The sequence below is a fragment of the Pseudoxanthomonas sp. PXM04 genome (assembly GCF_014851695.1).
GTDB lineage: Bacteria > Pseudomonadota > Gammaproteobacteria > Xanthomonadales > Xanthomonadaceae > Pseudoxanthomonas_A > Pseudoxanthomonas_A beigongshangi.
In genome coordinates, this window is record NZ_JACVAG010000001.1 from 1,125,125 (window position 1) to 1,140,479 (window position 15,355).

At 67.6% G+C, this 15,355-nt stretch carries 15 protein-coding genes; 10 read left to right on the top strand and 5 right to left on the bottom strand.

Annotation, left to right across the window (positions count from 1 at the left end; genetic code table 11):
- The first annotated feature begins 7 nt into the window (after nt 1–7).
- The 6 genes from rpsR to IB228_RS05295 all read left to right on the top strand — a co-directional run bounded on the left by rpsR (nt 8) and on the right by IB228_RS05295 (nt 6,268).
- On the top strand, nt 8–238 hold the full coding sequence (rpsR, locus tag IB228_RS05270) for a 30S ribosomal protein S18 (protein ID WP_079726029.1): 231 nt from the start codon (nt 8–10) through the stop codon (nt 236–238).
- 126 nt (nt 239–364) lie between these two features.
- Entirely contained in the window at nt 365–814 is a 450-nt protein-coding gene (gene rplI, locus IB228_RS05275; RefSeq protein WP_183641669.1) for a 50S ribosomal protein L9, read from the top strand.
- Nucleotides 815–1,090: 276 nt separating this feature from the next.
- The gene (locus IB228_RS05280; protein ID WP_183641666.1) at nt 1,091–2,488 is read left to right on the top strand and encodes a replicative DNA helicase; all 1,398 of its coding nucleotides are present in this window, start codon (nt 1,091–1,093) and stop codon (nt 2,486–2,488) included.
- A gap of 8 nt (nt 2,489–2,496) precedes the next feature.
- On the top strand, nt 2,497–3,927 hold the full coding sequence (locus tag IB228_RS05285) for a deoxyribodipyrimidine photo-lyase (RefSeq protein ID WP_192197755.1): 1,431 nt from the start codon (nt 2,497–2,499) through the stop codon (nt 3,925–3,927).
- 59 nt (nt 3,928–3,986) lie between these two features.
- The gene (locus IB228_RS05290) at nt 3,987–5,465 is read left to right on the top strand and encodes a wax ester/triacylglycerol synthase family O-acyltransferase (protein WP_192197756.1); all 1,479 of its coding nucleotides are present in this window, start codon (nt 3,987–3,989) and stop codon (nt 5,463–5,465) included.
- Between the two features lie 125 nt (nt 5,466–5,590).
- Complete coding sequence (locus IB228_RS05295) at nt 5,591–6,268, top strand: OmpA family protein (RefSeq protein ID WP_183641658.1); 678 nt, start codon at nt 5,591–5,593, stop codon at nt 6,266–6,268.
- A 96-nt stretch (nt 6,269–6,364) separates the two neighbouring features.
- Here IB228_RS05295 and IB228_RS05300 read toward each other — a convergent pair whose 3' ends face one another.
- Nucleotides 6,365–6,850: a hypothetical protein gene (locus IB228_RS05300; protein ID WP_192197757.1), complete on the bottom strand. Its 486-nt coding sequence runs from the start codon at nt 6,848–6,850 to the stop codon at nt 6,365–6,367.
- 5 nt (nt 6,851–6,855) lie between these two features.
- The gene (gene pip / locus IB228_RS05305) at nt 6,856–7,809 is read right to left on the bottom strand and encodes a prolyl aminopeptidase (RefSeq protein WP_192197758.1); all 954 of its coding nucleotides are present in this window, start codon (nt 7,807–7,809) and stop codon (nt 6,856–6,858) included.
- Nucleotides 7,810–7,969: 160 nt separating this feature from the next.
- On the opposite strand from pip, the gene IB228_RS05310 reads away from it, so the two are divergent.
- Nucleotides 7,970–10,342 carry a Tex family protein gene (locus tag IB228_RS05310; RefSeq protein WP_192197759.1) on the top strand — a complete coding sequence of 791 codons (2,373 nt, stop codon included), beginning with the start codon at nt 7,970–7,972 and terminating at the stop codon, nt 10,340–10,342.
- Nucleotides 10,343–10,965: 623 nt separating this feature from the next.
- On the opposite strand, the gene IB228_RS05315 is transcribed toward IB228_RS05310, so the two are convergent.
- Genes IB228_RS05315 through IB228_RS05325 form a run of 3 tightly spaced genes read right to left on the bottom strand, consistent with a single transcriptional unit; the run spans nt 10,966 to nt 13,003 of the window.
- Nucleotides 10,966–11,904 (bottom strand): MBL fold metallo-hydrolase, encoded by a 939-nt coding sequence (locus tag IB228_RS05315; RefSeq protein ID WP_192197760.1) that lies wholly within the window; start codon nt 11,902–11,904, stop codon nt 10,966–10,968.
- 29 nt (nt 11,905–11,933) lie between these two features.
- Nucleotides 11,934–12,341, bottom strand: coding sequence for a hypothetical protein (locus IB228_RS05320; RefSeq protein ID WP_192197761.1), 408 nt, complete (start codon nt 12,339–12,341; stop codon nt 11,934–11,936).
- Between the two features lie 26 nt (nt 12,342–12,367).
- Nucleotides 12,368–13,003 carry an NAD(P)H-binding protein gene (locus IB228_RS05325; protein ID WP_192197762.1) on the bottom strand — a complete coding sequence of 212 codons (636 nt, stop codon included), beginning with the start codon at nt 13,001–13,003 and terminating at the stop codon, nt 12,368–12,370.
- Between the two features lie 104 nt (nt 13,004–13,107).
- Here IB228_RS05325 and IB228_RS05330 point away from each other — a divergent pair, with 104 nt between their 5' ends.
- The 3 genes from IB228_RS05330 (at nt 13,108) to imuA (ending at nt 15,350) form a co-directional block, all read left to right on the top strand.
- Nucleotides 13,108–14,034 (top strand): LysR family transcriptional regulator, encoded by a 927-nt coding sequence (locus tag IB228_RS05330; RefSeq protein ID WP_192197763.1) that lies wholly within the window; start codon nt 13,108–13,110, stop codon nt 14,032–14,034.
- Between the two features lie 69 nt (nt 14,035–14,103).
- Nucleotides 14,104–14,721: a transcriptional repressor LexA gene (lexA, locus tag IB228_RS05335; protein ID WP_192197764.1), complete on the top strand. Its 618-nt coding sequence runs from the start codon at nt 14,104–14,106 to the stop codon at nt 14,719–14,721.
- Nucleotides 14,697–15,350 carry a translesion DNA synthesis-associated protein ImuA gene (imuA, locus tag IB228_RS05340; protein ID WP_183644668.1) on the top strand — a complete coding sequence of 218 codons (654 nt, stop codon included), beginning with the start codon at nt 14,697–14,699 and terminating at the stop codon, nt 15,348–15,350. The genes lexA and imuA overlap by 25 nt, the downstream gene beginning before the upstream one ends.
- Nucleotides 15,351–15,355 lie beyond the last annotated feature (5 nt).

A 15,355-nucleotide genomic window follows, 5' to 3' on the forward strand; every position in this document is an offset into this window, starting at 1 on the left:
CACACCCATGTCCAAGTTCTTCCGTCGCCGCAAGTTCTGCAAGTTCACGGCCGAAGGCGTGAAAGAGATCGACTACAAGGATCTCAACACCCTGCGCCAGTACCTGACCGAGACCGGCAAGATCGTCCCGAGCCGCGTCACCGGCACCAAGTCCCGCTACCAGCGCCAGCTGGCCACGGCGGTCAAGCGCGCGCGTTTCCTGGCGCTGATCCCGTACACGGACAACCACGACGTGTAAGCGTCGATGGCCGGGCGCCCAGGCGCCCGGCGGTGGAGCCTCCCCGCAAGGGAGGTTCCTTTCTTCACTGTCATTCGGACAGCCCACGCTGCGGGCAAACCCCGCTAACGAATACGGAGCAATACGATGGAACTGATTCTTCTGCAGAAAGTCACCAACCTCGGCGTCCTCGGCGACAAGGTCAACGTGAAGCCCGGCTACGGCCGCAACTACCTGGTCCCGCAGGGCAAGGCCGTGCCGGCGACCGCCGCCAACCTGGCCGAGTTCGAAGCCAAGCGCGCCGAGTACGAAGCCAAGGCCAAGTCCGTGCACGATGAGGCCGAAGGCCGCCGCGCCAAGCTGGAAGGCGCCAGCGTGACCATCAAGGCCAACGCTTCGACCGAAGGCAAGCTGTTCGGTTCGGTCGGCCCGCGCGACATCGCCGATGCGTTCACCGCCGCCGGCCTGCCGCTGGAAAAGAGCGAAGTGGTGATGGGCGAAGGCCCGATCCGCAATATCGGCGAGTTCGAAGTCATCGCCAAGCTGCATGCCGACGTCGAAACCCCCATCAAGGTGGTCGTCGAAGCCGAAGCCTGATAACCCGGGCCATGCGGTACCGGAACGGGCGCCTCGCGGCGCCCGTTTCCATTTGTATTCCGACGTGTTGTCTCCACACACGTCTCGTCGAACGGGGCGCGCGGGCATCACGTTGCCGTCCGTCGGCGCACTGCTTCCTTCACCGGCCGGGTCTCAGCTGCTGAGATTCCCACCGGTTATCCACATGGTTATCTGCAACCACCCTGCGGTGGAGCGACTACCATGACCAGTCCCGTTCCGTTCGTCCCGCACCGGTCACAGGAGTCCGTCACCCCCATGTCCGCCCGCCAAGGTTTCCGCAACGACCCGCAGGATGCGCGTATCGAACAGTTGCGGGTGCCGCCGCACTCCATCGAGGCGGAACAGGCGGTGCTGGGCGGCCTGATGCTGGCGCCGGAAGCCTATGACCGGATCAACGACAAGCTCACCGACAACGATTTCTACCGGCGCGATCACCAGCTGATCTACCGCGCCATCAGCGAACTGGCCGAACGCAATCGTCCCTACGATGCGGTGACCCTGGGCGAATGGTTCGAATCGCAGGGACACCTGGAGCAGGTCGCCGGCGGCGCCTACCTGGTGGAACTGGCCAGCTCCACGCCATCCGCCGCCAACATCGTGGCCTACGCGGAAATCGTCCGCGACAAGGCGGTGATGCGCCAGCTCATCGACGTCGGCACCGGCATCGTCAACGACGCCTTCCTGCCCGAGGGCCGCGAGAGCGCCGAACTGCTGGCCGTGGCCGAGCAGAAGGTGTTCGCCATCGCCGAGGCCGGCGCGCGCGGACGCACCGATTTCGTCGGCATGAATTCGGCGTTGAAGGACGCCTTCGAGGTCCTGCAGCACCGCTTCGAGAACGGCGGCAACGTTACCGGCCTGCCGACCGGCTACACCGACTTCGATCAGATGACCGCCGGCCTGCAGCCGACCGACCTGATCATCCTGGCCGCGCGTCCGGCCATGGGCAAGACCACCTTCGCCCTGAACATCGCCGAGTTCGCCGCCATCAAGTCGAAGAAGGCGGTGGCGGTGTTCTCGATGGAAATGTCCGCGGCCCAGCTGGCGCTGCGCCTGATTTCCTCCAACGGCCGCATCAACGCGACCCGCCTGCGCACCGGCCAACTGGAAGACGAGGACTGGAGCCGCGTCACCAGCGCGATCCGGATGCTCAAGGAAACCAAGATCTTCATCGACGACACGCCCGGCCTGTCGCCGGAGGTGCTGCGCTCCAAATCGCGCCGGCTCAAGCGCGAGCACGACCTGGGCCTGGTGGTCATCGACTACCTGCAGCTGATGTCCGTGCCCGGCAACAGCGAGAACCGCGCGACCGAGATTTCCGAGATTTCGCGCTCGCTCAAGGGCCTGGCCAAGGAACTGAACGTGCCGGTGATCGCGCTGTCCCAGCTCAACCGCTCGCTGGAAACGCGTACCGACAAGCGCCCGGTGATGGCCGACCTGCGCGAATCCGGCGCCATCGAGCAGGACGCGGACATGATCGTGTTCATCTACCGCGACGACTACTACAACAAGGAAAACTCGCCGGACAAGGGCCTGGCCGAAATCATCATCGGCAAGCAGCGTAGCGGCCCGACCGGCTCGTGCAAGCTGAAGTTCTTCGGCGAGTACACCCGCTTCGACAACCTGTCCCACGATTCGATCGGCAGCTTCGAATAAGCGCCACGATGCCGCTCGCCCTGGTCTGGTTCCGCAACGATCTGCGCCTGGACGACAACCCGGCGCTGCGGATGGCGCTGGAGGAGGGCTACACGCCGGTGCCGGTGTACATCCATGCACCGGACGAAGAGGGCGGTTGGCTCCCCGGCGCGGCGTCGGATGCGTGGCGGCATCGTTCGCTGCGCGCACTGGACACCGACCTGCGCACACGTGGCTCCGCGCTGCATCTGCGCACCGGTCCGTCCGACGCGGCGTTGCAGGCGCTGTTACGCGACAGCGGCGCGCGCGCGGTGTTCTGGAACCGCAAATACGAACCGGCGACCCAGCCGCGCGACGCCGCGCTGAAGAAGCGACTGCGCGGGCAGGGATTGCGGGTGGAAAGCGCCAACGGCAGCCTGCTGTTCGAGCCCTGGGATCTGGCGACCGGGCAGGGCACGTCGTACCGGGTGTTCACGCCGTTTTGGCGCAATGCGCGGGCGCGCTGGGAGGCGCTCGCTCCGCGCTGGCGGGATCGATGGCGCGCACCGGCGCGGTTGCCGGCGCACGACGTGGCGGCCGGTGTGCCGCTGGAAGCGCTGGGACTGGCCCCGGCCATCGGCTGGGATCGGGGATTCTGGGATCAGTGGCAGCCCGGCGAAGCCGGCGCGGCGGAAGCGCTGGAAGTGTTCATCGAGGGCGCCTTGCGCGGCTACCGCGAGGACCGCGATCGGCCGGATCGGGTGGGAACCTCGCGATTGTCGCCGCATCTGCACTTCGGCGAGATCGCGCCGTGGCGCATCGCCGCCGCGCTGGAGCAGGCGCGCACGGCGGCCAACGCCGCCGACGTCGAAGCCTATCTGCGCGAACTGGGCTGGCGAGAGTTCGCCTGGCACCTGCTGCATCACTTCCCGCACACCGCCGAACGCAATCTCAATCCGCGCTTCGATGGATTCGATTGGGCCCCCCCCGGGGCCGGCGTTCTGGCGGCCTGGCAGCGCGGACGCACCGGCGTGCCCATCGTCGATGCCGGCATGCGCGAGTTGTGGGCCACCGGCTACCTGCACAACCGGGTACGGATGATCGTCGCCAGCTTCCTGACCAAGCACCTGCGCCTGCACTGGTTGCATGGCGCGCGCTGGTTCTGGGACACGCTGGTCGATGCCGACCTGGCCAACAACACCCTGGGCTGGCAATGGACCGCCGGCACCGGTGCCGACGCGGCGCCGTATTTCCGCGTGTTCAATCCGGTCGCCCAGGCGCGCCGGTTCGACCCGCACGGGGATTACATCGCCCGCTGGGTGCCGGAACTGCGCGGACTGCCGCCACCGGCCCGCTTCGCACCGTGGGAATCGCCGGCGCTCGCCGCGCGGCTGGCACCGGACTATCCCGCCGCGCCGCTGGTGGATCTGGCCGAAGGCCGCGAAGCCGCGCTGGCCGCGTACCGGGCCAGCGGCGGCTAGCCGCGTTGACGCCTTTCGCCGCCGCGTGCTTCACTCGAACGCAGCGAAGGGAGGGCAGCATGGCGACCAAGAAAGGGCCGGGCAAGCCGCGCCGCGAGGCGATGTCGCGGGTGGATACCGCCTGGCTGCGGATGTGCCGGCCGACCAATCCGATGATGATCACCGGCGTGTTGATGTTCGACGAGCCGATGACGCTGGAGCGGCTCAAGCAGGTGATCCGCAAGCGCTTCCTCGCCTATCCGCGCTTCCTCCAGAAGGCGGTCGACACCGCCGCCGGCGCGGCCTGGGTGGAAGACGCGAATTTCGACATCGACTGGCACGTGCGCCTGTCCGCGCTGCCCGGTCGCAGCGATCCGCAGTCGGAAAAGCGCGCGCTGGAACGCTTCGTCAGCCAGATGGCGTCCACGCCCCTGGACAAGACCAAACCGCTCTGGCAGTTCCACCTGGTCGAGCGTTATCGCGGTGGCTCCGCGCTGGTGGCGCGCATCCACCACAGCTATGCCGACGGCATCGCGCTGGTGCAGGTGCTGCTGTCGCTGACCGACACCACCCGCAAACCGGATCGCGGCAGCGAACTGCGCGCCGCCTGGCTCAAGCAGGATGGCGTGGAAGTGGTGCGCCGGGTCGGCGCGATTGATCGCTACGTCAAGCTCGGCGGCAAGATGCTCGGCAAGGGCATGGAGATGTACCGGGATCCGACCCTGGCGACGATGCTGGCGAAGGAGGGCGGCGAAATCGGCCGCGAGCTGCTGGCGGCACTGGCGCTGTCCGACGATCCGCCCACGCTGCTGCGCGGGCCTTTGGGCGTGAGCAAGCGGGTGGCCTGGGCCGAGCCGCTGGATCTGGAGGAGGTCAAGGCAGTGGGGCGCGCCTGCGACTGCACCGTCAATGATGTGCTGATGGCCACCGCGGCCGGCGCGCTGCGCAGTTACCTGCTCGAACGCGGCGAGAACGTCGATGGCGTGACCCTGCGCGCGACCGTGCCGGTCAACCTGCGGCCGCTGGAACACGCGCGCAAGCTGGGCAACCATTTCGGCCTGGTGTTCCTGGATCTGCCGGTCGGCGAGGCCAATCCGATCCGCCGGGTGGAGCGGGTCGCCAATTGCATGAACAACTTGAAAAACTCTCGCCAAGCCATTGTTGCATTTGGACTTCTTGCGGCACTCGGAATGGCGCCGGCGGCTTTGCAGGGCGTCGCGCTGGAGCTCTTCAGCCGCAAGGCCACCGCGGTGGCCACCAACGTGCCCGGGCCGCAGCAACCGCTCTACATGGGCGGCAGCCGGGTGCGCGACATGATGTTCTGGGTGCCGCAGACCGGTTCCATCGGCATCGGCGTATCCATCCTAAGCTACAACGGCCGCGTGCACTTCGGCCTGATCGCCGACGCGAAGCTGGTCCCGGATCCCGACGCGGTGATCCGCCGTTTCGGGCCGGAGTTCGAGAAGCTGCTGTACCTGGCGCTGATGGGGAACTGGGATTACACCCTCGACGCCGGCGCGGCCGAGTCGATGCTGGAGCAAACCGCGCCAGCAAGCTGAACAGGAAGGTGCATGCTTTTCCGGATCTTCACGGCGCTTTAGCTATCAGACAGAACGGACTCGGTATTTTTCGCCGACGCTGAATGATTTGGCGGGATGCGTTCCCACACGACGAGGAGATGTCCATGAACAAGTACACCGTCAAGACCACGCTGATCGCGCTTGGCGCCGCGGTGGTGTTGAGTTCCTGCGCCAGCTATACCGGCCAGACCAACGATCCCAATGATCCCAACCGCACCCGCACCGGTGCGCTGATCGGTGCCGGCATCGGCGCGGCGGTCGGCCTGCTGAGCGGCAAGGATGCGACCGATCGTCGCCAGCGCGCGCTGATTGGCGCGGGCGTCGGTGGCCTGGCCGGTGGTTCCATCGGTGCCTACCAGGATCGCCAGGAAGCCGAACTGCGCCGCCAGACCGCGGGCACCGGCATCGACGTCAGCCGCGATGGCGACGTGATCAAGCTCAACCTGCCGGACGGCGTGACCTTCGATTTCGGCAAGGCGGACCTGAAGCCGCAGTTCTACCCGGCGCTCAACAACGTTGCCCGCACCCTGTCCGAGTACAACCAGACCATCGTGGAAGTGACCGGGCATACCGACAGCATCGGCAGCGATGCGGTCAACCAGCGGCTGTCCGAACAGCGCGCCGCGTCGGTCGGCAACTACCTGATCGGCCAGGGCGTGATGCGCGAGCGCTTCGAGATCGTCGGCATGGGCAAGCGCTATCCGATTGCCAGCAACGACACCGATTCCGGCCGCGCGCTCAACCGCCGCGTCGAGATCCGGGTGCTTCCGGTGCGTTCCTGAACATCGCGGCATTCGCGGAATGAAAGAGGAAAGGGCCGCGCAAGCGGCCCTTTCTGTTTGCGTCTTCCGCCGCGATTGCACATGCCCGCGGGAAGATCAGAATCCGCGCCGCCGGCATTCGCCATCCAGTCGCCTGGCATCGACGTTGCGGCTGTAGTTCGCCGCCTCGTTGGCCGGCATGCCTTCGATCAGTGCCTGGTACATGCCGAGCCGCTTGATCCGCCGGCCAAGCGGGCCGTTGACCTTGTTCTCCTCGGCGACCATGCCCGCGTAGAGGATGGTGAACAGCTGATCCACCAACAAGGCGTCCTCGCCATAGGCGGCGGACAGGCCGGTGATCCACGCCAGCACGGCGGGACTGGCCTGCGCGCTGGTGCGGTCGTATACGCGCACGAAATCCTCGTACAGGCGGTAGGCGCCGTGGCGCGCCGCCAACGCCTGCAATTCGCCGAAATACCAGGCATCGCGCGGGGCGAAGCGCGATGCGCCCGGTGGCGTCAGGTAGACGCACCAGTCGTCGAACTGGCCGCGATCGAATTCGATCAGCGCGCCATCGGAGAGGGTCTTGAAGTGCCGGCGCATGCCGCTCAGGCGAAGCGGTCGGCCAGCGCGTCGGTGGCCTGCACCAGCGCGTCGACGATGGCCGGATCCGCGGCGCTATGGCCCGCCAGCACCACCCGCAGATCGGCTTCCGGCCACGCCTGCGCCAGATCGTGGGCGCTCTTCATCGGGCAGATGATGTCGTAGCGGCCGTGCACGATGGTGGCGGGGATGTGGCGGATGCGGTCGACGCCGCGCAGCAACTGGTCCGGTTCCAGGAACACGTTGTGGCGGAAATAGTGGGCCTCGGCGCGGGCGACGCTGACCGCCACCTTCGGATCCTCGAAGTTGCCGGCTTCGGCGGGATCGTGGAGCAGGGTGGTACTGCCGCCCTCCCAGTCGCTCCACGCGCGCGCGGCCTCCAGCCGGACCGCCGGATCCGGGCCGTCCAGGCGCCGCCAGTAGGCTTCGACCATCTCGTCGCGCTCAGGCTCGGGGATGTAGGCCAGGTAGCGTTCCCAGCGTTCCGGGAAGATCCAGCGTGCGCCGCCGTCGAGTTCGTTGAACCAGCGCAGTTCGCCCGGCCGGCCAAGGAAGATGCCGCGCAGCACCAGGCCGAGCACGCGATCCGGATGCGCCTGCGCATAGGCCAGCGACAGCGTGGAGCCCCACGAACCGCCGAACACGACCCAGCGATCGATGCCGAAGTGCTCGCGGATCCGCTCGATGTCGGCGACCAGGTGCCAGGTGGTGTTGTCGCGCAGTTCCGCTGACGGGGTGGAACGGCCGGCGCCGCGCTGGTCGAACAGCACGATGCGATAGCGCGCCGGATCGAAGAAGCGCCGATGGTAGGCGGACAGGCCGGCGCCGGGACCGCCGTGCAGGAACAGCACCGGCAGGCCGTCCGGATTGCCGCATTCCTCGATGTACAGCATATGCAGGTCGTCCACGGCCAGCCGCTGGGTGCGGTAGGGCTCGATCTCTGGGTACAGCTCGCGCACGTGCGGGATCCTTTTACGTTTGCGCGAAGGATAGCGCAGGCGCGTCTCCGGCCATGGGCATGAGCTGAATTTACTCGCCTGTCAACCCGTTTCGCGCGCGGTCCGGGGTTGCCACAATCGGCATCCCACCCGGACGCCCGGGTCTTTTTCGACGGAAGCAATGCAAGACAAGAATCCGAAGCTGGCCCTGCAGATCGCCCGGACCATCGCCACCGAGATCGGCGCCCAGACCTCGCAGGCACAGGCCGCCATCGCGCTGCTCGACGAAGGCGCCACCGTCCCCTTCATCGCGCGCTACCGCAAGGAAGTCACCGGCGGGCTGGACGACACCCAACTGCGCAATCTGGAAACGCGCCTGACCTACTTGCGCGAGCTGGAGGATCGCCGCGCCGCGGTGCTGGCGAGCATCGAGGAGCAGGGCAAGCTGACCGACGAACTGCGCGCCGACATCGAAGCCGCCGACAGCAAGGCGCGGCTGGAGGATCTGTACCTGCCGTACAAGCCCAAGCGCCGCACCCGCGCCCAGATCGCGCGCGAGGCCGGGCTGGAGCCGTTGGCCGATGGCCTGCTGGCCGATCCCTCGCAGGTGCCGGAAGCCGTCGCCGCCGCCTACGTGGATGCGGAGAAGGGCGTGGCCGACGTCAAGGCGGCGCTGGAAGGTGCCCGCGCGATCCTGATGGAGCGCTGGGGCGAGAACGCCGCACTGGTCGGCGAACTGCGCGACTGGATGCACGAGGTCGGGGTGATCCGCGCGCGCGTGGCCGATGGCAAGGAAAACGAGGGCGTCAAGTACCGCGACTATTTCGACCACGCCGAATCGCTGGCGAAGATTCCCTCGCACCGGCTGCTGGCGCTGTTCCGCGCGCGCCGCGAGGAAATCCTGCTGCTGGATCTGGATCCCGGCAACGAAGCCGAAGCGGGTCACCTGCTGGCCGAGGGGCGGGTGGCCAAGCATGCCGGCGTCGCCGCGCAGGGCCGTCCGGCCGACAAGTGGCTGCTGGATGCGTGCCGGCTGACCTGGCGCGCCAAGCTGCACATGCACTTGCTGCTGGATCTGTTCAACCAGGCACGCGAGAAGGCCGAGGCCGAAGCCATCGCGGTGTTCGGTGACAACCTGAAGGATCTGCTGCTGGCCGCGCCGGCCGGTCCCAAGGCCGTGCTGGGCCTGGACCCGGGCCTGCGCACCGGCGTGAAGGTGGCGGTGGTGGATCGCACCGGCAAGCTGGTCGATACCGCCACGATCTATCCGCATGAGCCCAAGCGCCAATGGGATCAGTCGCTGCACGTGCTGCGCGCGCTGTGCATCAAGCACCAGGTGGAACTGATCTCGATCGGTAACGGCACCGCCAGCCGCGAGACCGACAAGCTGGCCGGCGATCTGATCAAGCTGGCGCCGGAACTGAAGATGCAGAAGATCGTGGTCAGCGAGGCCGGCGCGTCGGTGTATTCGGCTTCCGAGTTCGCCGCCCGCGAATTCCCCGGCCTGGACGTGAGCCTGCGCGGCGCGGTGTCGATCGCCCGTCGCCTGCAGGATCCGCTGGCCGAACTGGTGAAGATCGAGCCCAAGGCGATCGGCGTGGGCCAGTACCAGCACGACGTCGATCAGTTCCGGCTGGCACGCGCGCTGGATGCCAAGGTCGAGGACTGCGTGAACGCGGTCGGCGTGGACGTGAACACCGCCTCGGCGGCGCTGCTGACCCGCGTATCGGGCCTGTCCTCCAGCGTGGCCGACAACATCGTGGTCTATCGCGACGCCAACGGCGCGTTCAAGTCGCGCAAGGAACTGCTGAAGGTGCCGCGCCTGGGCGAGAAGACCTTCGAGCAGTGCGCCGGCTTCCTGCGCATCGCCGACGGCGACCAGCCGCTCGACGCGTCCTCGGTGCATCCGGAAGCCTATCCGGTGGTCGAGCGCATCCTGGCCAAATGCGGCCGGGAGGTGAAGCAGATCATCGGAGACGCCGGCTTCCTGCGCGGCGTGCGCGCCGAGGAGTACACCGACGAGAAGTTCGGCGTGCCGACCGTGCGCGACATCCTCAAGGAACTGGAGAAGCCCGGTCGCGATCCGCGTCCCGAGTTCAAGGCCGCGCGCTTCGCCGACGGCGTGGAGGACATCAAGGACCTCAAGCCGGGCATGATCCTGGAAGGGGTGATCAGCAACGTGGCCGCGTTCGGCGCCTTCGTCGACATCGGCGTGCACCAGGACGGCCTGATCCATATCTCCGCGCTGGCCGATCGCTACGTCAAGGATCCGCGCGAAGTGGTCAAGGCCGGTGACATCGTCAAGGTGCGGGTGCTGGAAGTGGACATCCCGCGCAAGCGCATCGCGTTGACCCGGCGCCTGGACGACACGCCGCCGCCTGTGCGCGAGGAGCGTGGTGCGCAAGGTGCGCGTGGGAACAATGGAGGCGGAAGCGGTCCGCGCAACGGCCGCGATGGTGGCGGGCGCGGGCAGGGCGGTGCGTCGCGTCCGTCGGCGCCTCCGGCCGACAATGCGCTGGCCGCGGCTTTTGCGCGGGCGCGCGGGAAGGATTGATGCCTCGTGCTTGATGGAATTGCCGAAGGCGGGTGAGGGCGAACCGGCAGGGTGGCATCGCGCGAAGAGCGCCCCCATCCGGCGCTTCGCGCCACCTTCCCCCGCAAGCGGGGGAAGGGCATGTTGCGGATGTAACTGACGCTATCCGCTTGCGTCCGCAGCCAGATGGTCTTGCGATCCAGCATTGGATGATCCCTTCCCCCGCAAGCGTGGGAAGGGCATGTTGCGGATGTAACTGACGCTATCCGCTTGCATCCGCGGTCAGATGGTCTTCCGACCCGGCATTGGATGCTCCCTTCCCCCGCTTGCGGGGGAAGGTGCCGAAGGCGGATGGGGGCAAACCGGCAGGGTGGCATCGCGCGAAGAGCGCCCCATCCGGCGCTTCGCACCACCTTCCCTCGCAAGCGGGGGAAGGGCATGTTGCGGATATAACTGATGCTATCCACTTGCGTCCGCAGCCAGATGGTCTTGCGACCAAGTATTGGATGATCCCTTCCCCCGCTTGCGGGGGAAGGTGCCGAAGGCGGATGGGGGCAAGCCGACAGAGCGGCATCGTGCGAAAGGCGTCCTCATCCGACGCTTCGCGCCACCTGCTCCTGCAAGCGGGAGCAGGGCGGTGCCATTTAAGGCCAGCGCATCTCGCCCTTGCTGACCTTGGCGCTCAGTTCCAGCGAGGAAACGCCGCCCAGTTGCGGGTAGCGTGTCTTCATCGCCGCGATCAGCGCGGCGGAATCCTTCGCCTTGGCCGTTTCCTCGTCGTAGGCGCGGATGTAGTCGGCGGTGAAGCGCACCGCGTCCAGGCCCTGCGGCGCGTTTGGTTCGAAGTGGCCCGGGATCACCGTCTCCGGCTTCAGCGCGGCAATCCGATCCAGCATGGCCAGCCAGTCGGCATGCGATTGCGGCGTCTGGGTATCGGCCATCCACACATGTTCACCGGCAATCACCGGGATGCCGCCAACCACCGCGCGGATCGAAGGAATCCAGACGACGCTGCGATCCGGCGTGGGCCCGTCCAGACCGATGATTTGCAGTTCCCGGCCTTCCAGGTCCAGGCGGTCGCCGGCCAGCGGCTCGGGCACGACGATCTGTTTCGGCGCGCCGGCGCCGAGAATCGGACCCCAGTGCGCCAGCTTGCCCGCGCTGGTTTCGCGGATGTGGGCGATGGTCTGCGGCGTGGCCAGGATCTTCGCGTCCGGGAAAGCGGCTTTCAATGTCTCCAGACCGAAGTAGAAATCCGGATCGCCATGGCTGATGTAGATCGTGGTCAGCCGCTTGCCGGATGCCTTGATCCGTTCGACCAGTTTCGCCGCGTCGGCGGTGGAGAACTGCGCGTCGATGAGCACGGCGTCTTCGCGGCCGGTGACCAGCACGGAGGACACCGCGAAGATGCCATCCGGGCCGGGGTTGTAGACCTCCAGCTTCAGCGGTTCTGCGACCGGTTCGGTCGCTTTGGGCGCTTCGACCAGGGGCGTGTCGGCGCTCGATGGTGCCTGGCCACCGCAGGCGGCCAGCGACACGGTGAGCGCCAACGCGCCCACGGATTTCAGGACAAGGGGTTTCATGGACATCGTCTCCTGCTCGATGGACGCGTTCAATGGACGCGGGTGAGGGTGGATTCGCCGCTGAAGAAACTGCCGTCGGGACGGGTGATGTGGGTGTACACCCGTTCCCGCGCGAAGTCTTCCAGGTGCACGACCGTGGTCCGGTCCGCTTCCTGCCAGCGCACCAGGTACAGGCCTTCGCGGATCCGCCGGTGATCGAAACGGATGGTTTCCACCTGGCCCCGCGAGGGTGGCTGCAGCTTGGTGAAGGTCATGCTGTGGTCGGAGGTGAAGTCGATGTCGAAGGCGTTGCCGCTGCCGAAATCGACGCGATAGACATGGCCGGTCGCGGGAAAAACATCTGTATCGGCCACGCTGCTTCCGGCATGCGCCGGCAGGTTCTGGCAACCGCTCAGGGCGCCTGACAGCGCCAGCGCGAACAGGAAGATGCTTCGCATGGGAATGCTCCGGTTAGTCGGCGGAATCAGTAGGCCGCGGTGATGATCTGGCGCGGGTGGCGCGCCTGTTCGAGTTCGGCGACGAAAGCCTCGGCATAGTCGGCGTAGCTGATGGCGCTCTTGCCGTCGGCATCGGCCAGCAGCGCGCCGACCTGGGTGCGGAATTGCCCGCGCGCCTCGCCCGGGCCGATTTCCGCGGCCGGCGAGAAGAACGTCCAGGCCAGATCGTCGGCAGCCTGGTAACGCTTGAGCGCATCACGGTGGGCCAGTGCGACCGGCTTGTAGGCGGCTGGGAAATCCGGCACGTCGACCAACTGCACGCCGGGCGCCACTTGCAGGCTGCCGGCACCGCCGACCACCACTACGCGCGGGATGCCGGCCTCGCGGGCGGCGGCGATCAGGGCATCACTGACGTCGGCGAGGCTGGATTCGGCGCCGGGTTGCGGGCCGTAGGCGCTGGCCAGCACGTCATGGCCACGCACGGCGGCGACCAGGGCGTCGGCATCGTCCAGCGGGGCGATGACGATGCGGGCGCCGTCCAGTTCCGGCGGCAGATCGGTGTCGCGGCGGACGATGGCGGTGACGTCATGGCCGCGGGCGATGGCCTGGGCCGCGATCTGGCGACCGATTTTGCCGGTGGCGGCGGCGAGGGCGATTTTCATGGGGGACTCCGGGTGAGGTGGGAAAGTGGAGTCACTGTAGTGGGCTGAAAGCGGACGAAAAACCGCGTATAAGGCATTTGTTTGTTGCATGAATCGAGCAAGTCATGGACCGGATGACCGCAATGGGGGTGTTCGTCGAGGTCGCCGAGCGCGGCAGCCTGACCGCCGCCGCCGAGGCGCTGGACATGTCGCGGGCGATGGCCACCCGCTATCTGGCCGAACTGGAGGACTGGCTGGGCGTGCGCCTGTTCCATCGCACCACCCGCCGGATCAGCCTGACCACGCCGGGCGAGCAGGCGCTGGAGCGCTGCCGCAAGCTGCTGGAACTGGGGGCCGACCTGCAGGCGGCGGTCGCCAGCGACACCGACGCGCCGCTGCATGGGCAACTGCGGCTGACCTGCAGCACTTCGTTCGGACAGAGCCAATTGGCCGCGGCGGTGGTCGACTACGTCGGCCGGCATCCGGGCGTGCGCATCGACATGCTGCTGCTGGATCGCACGGTCAACCTGATCGAGGAGCGGGTGGATCTGGCCATCCGCATCAGCCACGAACTGGACCCGAACCTGATTGCCCGCCGGTTGACCACCTGCCGTTCGCTGCTGTGCGCATCGCCGGATTACCTGGCCCGGCGAGGCGCGCCGGTGCGCGCGGAGGATCTGGCCGCGCACGACTGCCTGACCCATCACTTCGTAGGCAAGAGCCTCTGGCACCTGCGCCGCGATGGCCGCGAGGTGGCGGTCGCGGTCGGCGGCGGCATCAGCGCCAACGAGGCCAGCGTGCTGCTGCAGGCGGTGCGCAACGGCGGCGGCATCGCCATGCTGCCGACCTACCAGGCGGCCGGCTACCTGGCGCGCGGCGAACTGGTCGCGGTGCTGCCGGACTACGACATTCCGCCGATGGGCATCTTCGGTGTCTACGCCACCCGCCGGCTGATGCCGCCGCTGGTGCGCTCGTTCCTGGACTTCCTGGCCGGGCGCTTCGGCGAGGAACCGGAGTGGGATCGGGATCTGTTCCCGGCGGGGCCCGGCTGAGGGAAGGCGGCGGGTCCAATTCAGGTTTTCACCATTGGCTTTCACCTGATTAGGTGAAAAGATTCTCGCGTGAGCCTGACCCTGACCCATCGCCAAGCCGCCGTCCTGGAAGCCGTGCGCCAGCACCTGGCCGAGACCGGCAGCGCGCCGACCCTGCAGGAAATCGGCGCCGCGGTCGGCATCGGCCATGTCAGCGCGGTGTTCAAGCACCTCGATGCGCTGGAGAAGAAGGGCTACCTGAGCCGCGATCCCAGCCGGCCGCGCGGCATCCGCCTGATCGAACCGCGACCGAATCGCGACGACGTGATCAGCCTGCCGCTGGTGGGGCGGGTCGCGGCCGGACAACCGATCCTCAACGATGGCGAGACCGAGGCATTCCTGCACGTGGACGCGGCGCTGTTCCGCATGCGTCCGGATTACCTGTTGCGCGTGCAGGGCGACTCGATGCGCGACGACGGCATCCTCGATGGCGATCTGGTCGGCGTGCGCATCACGCCCGACGCGCATCACGGACAGACGGTGGTGGCCCGGCTCGGCGACGCCGGCATCACCATCAAGCGGCTGCACCACACCGCCACCGAACTGCGGCTGCTGCCGCGCAGCGCCGGCCATGCACCGATCGATCCGGATCCCGACGAGGATTTCGCCATCGAGGGGCTGTACTGCGGTTTGATCCGGCGCGACTGATGGGCAGCGTCGTCGCCCTGGAATCCCTGCTGGCCGCGCAGACCCTGTGGCACGCGGGACGCAGCGCCGTCGCTCCGGCCGACAGCGAGAGCACCGGCCATGCCGCGCTGGATCGCCTGCTGCCGCAGGGTGGCTGGCCGCGCGGCGCGCTCACCGAACTGCTGCTGCCGGCCGATGGCGTGGGCGAGATCGAACTGCTGATGCCCACGCTGGCGCGGCTGACCCGCGCGGGGAACGAGGTGGTGCTGATCGCGCCGCCGTATCTGGCCTACGCGCCGGCCTGGCAGGCGGGCGGCGTGGAACTGGCGCACCTGCATCTGGTCGAGGCCGCGCCGCGCGATGCCTTGTGGGCCTTCGAGCAGTGCCTGCGCAGCGGTGCCTGCGCCGCGGTGCTCGGCTGGCCGGCGACCGCCGATGGACGCGCCTTGCGGCGCTTGCAGGTGGCGGCCGACAGTGGCGATTGCCTGGGTTTCGCGCTACGGGATCGCCGGCATGCGCTCAACGCCTCGCCGGCATCGCTGCGGCTGGAATACGCGCGCGAAAGAGGCGGCGCGGCCGGCGCCTGGCACGTGCGCAAATGCCGCGGCGGGCATCCACCCGCGCAGGCGTTCGCCTGGACCGGTTCGTGAGTCGC

Excerpts from the sequence above, each read along its gene's own strand:
- rpsR (WP_079726029.1), top strand. The coding sequence starts at position 8 with ATGTCCAAGTTCTTCCGTCGCCGCAAGTTCTGCAAGTTCACGGCCGAA.
- rplI (WP_183641669.1), top strand. The coding sequence starts at position 365 with ATGGAACTGATTCTTCTGCAGAAAGTCACCAACCTCGGCGTCCTCGGC.
- IB228_RS05280 (WP_183641666.1), top strand. The coding sequence starts at position 1,091 with ATGTCCGCCCGCCAAGGTTTCCGCAACGACCCGCAGGATGCGCGTATC.
- IB228_RS05285 (WP_192197755.1), top strand. The coding sequence starts at position 2,497 with ATGCCGCTCGCCCTGGTCTGGTTCCGCAACGATCTGCGCCTGGACGAC.
- IB228_RS05290 (WP_192197756.1), top strand. The coding sequence starts at position 3,987 with ATGGCGACCAAGAAAGGGCCGGGCAAGCCGCGCCGCGAGGCGATGTCG.
- IB228_RS05295 (WP_183641658.1), top strand. The coding sequence starts at position 5,591 with ATGAACAAGTACACCGTCAAGACCACGCTGATCGCGCTTGGCGCCGCG.
- IB228_RS05300 (WP_192197757.1), bottom strand. The coding sequence starts at position 6,850 with ATGCGCCGGCACTTCAAGACCCTCTCCGATGGCGCGCTGATCGAATTC.
- IB228_RS05310 (WP_192197759.1), top strand. The coding sequence starts at position 7,970 with ATGCAAGACAAGAATCCGAAGCTGGCCCTGCAGATCGCCCGGACCATC.
- IB228_RS05315 (WP_192197760.1), bottom strand. The coding sequence starts at position 11,904 with ATGAAACCCCTTGTCCTGAAATCCGTGGGCGCGTTGGCGCTCACCGTG.
- IB228_RS05320 (WP_192197761.1), bottom strand. The coding sequence starts at position 12,341 with ATGCGAAGCATCTTCCTGTTCGCGCTGGCGCTGTCAGGCGCCCTGAGC.
- IB228_RS05325 (WP_192197762.1), bottom strand. The coding sequence starts at position 13,003 with ATGAAAATCGCCCTCGCCGCCGCCACCGGCAAAATCGGTCGCCAGATC.
- IB228_RS05330 (WP_192197763.1), top strand. The coding sequence starts at position 13,108 with ATGGACCGGATGACCGCAATGGGGGTGTTCGTCGAGGTCGCCGAGCGC.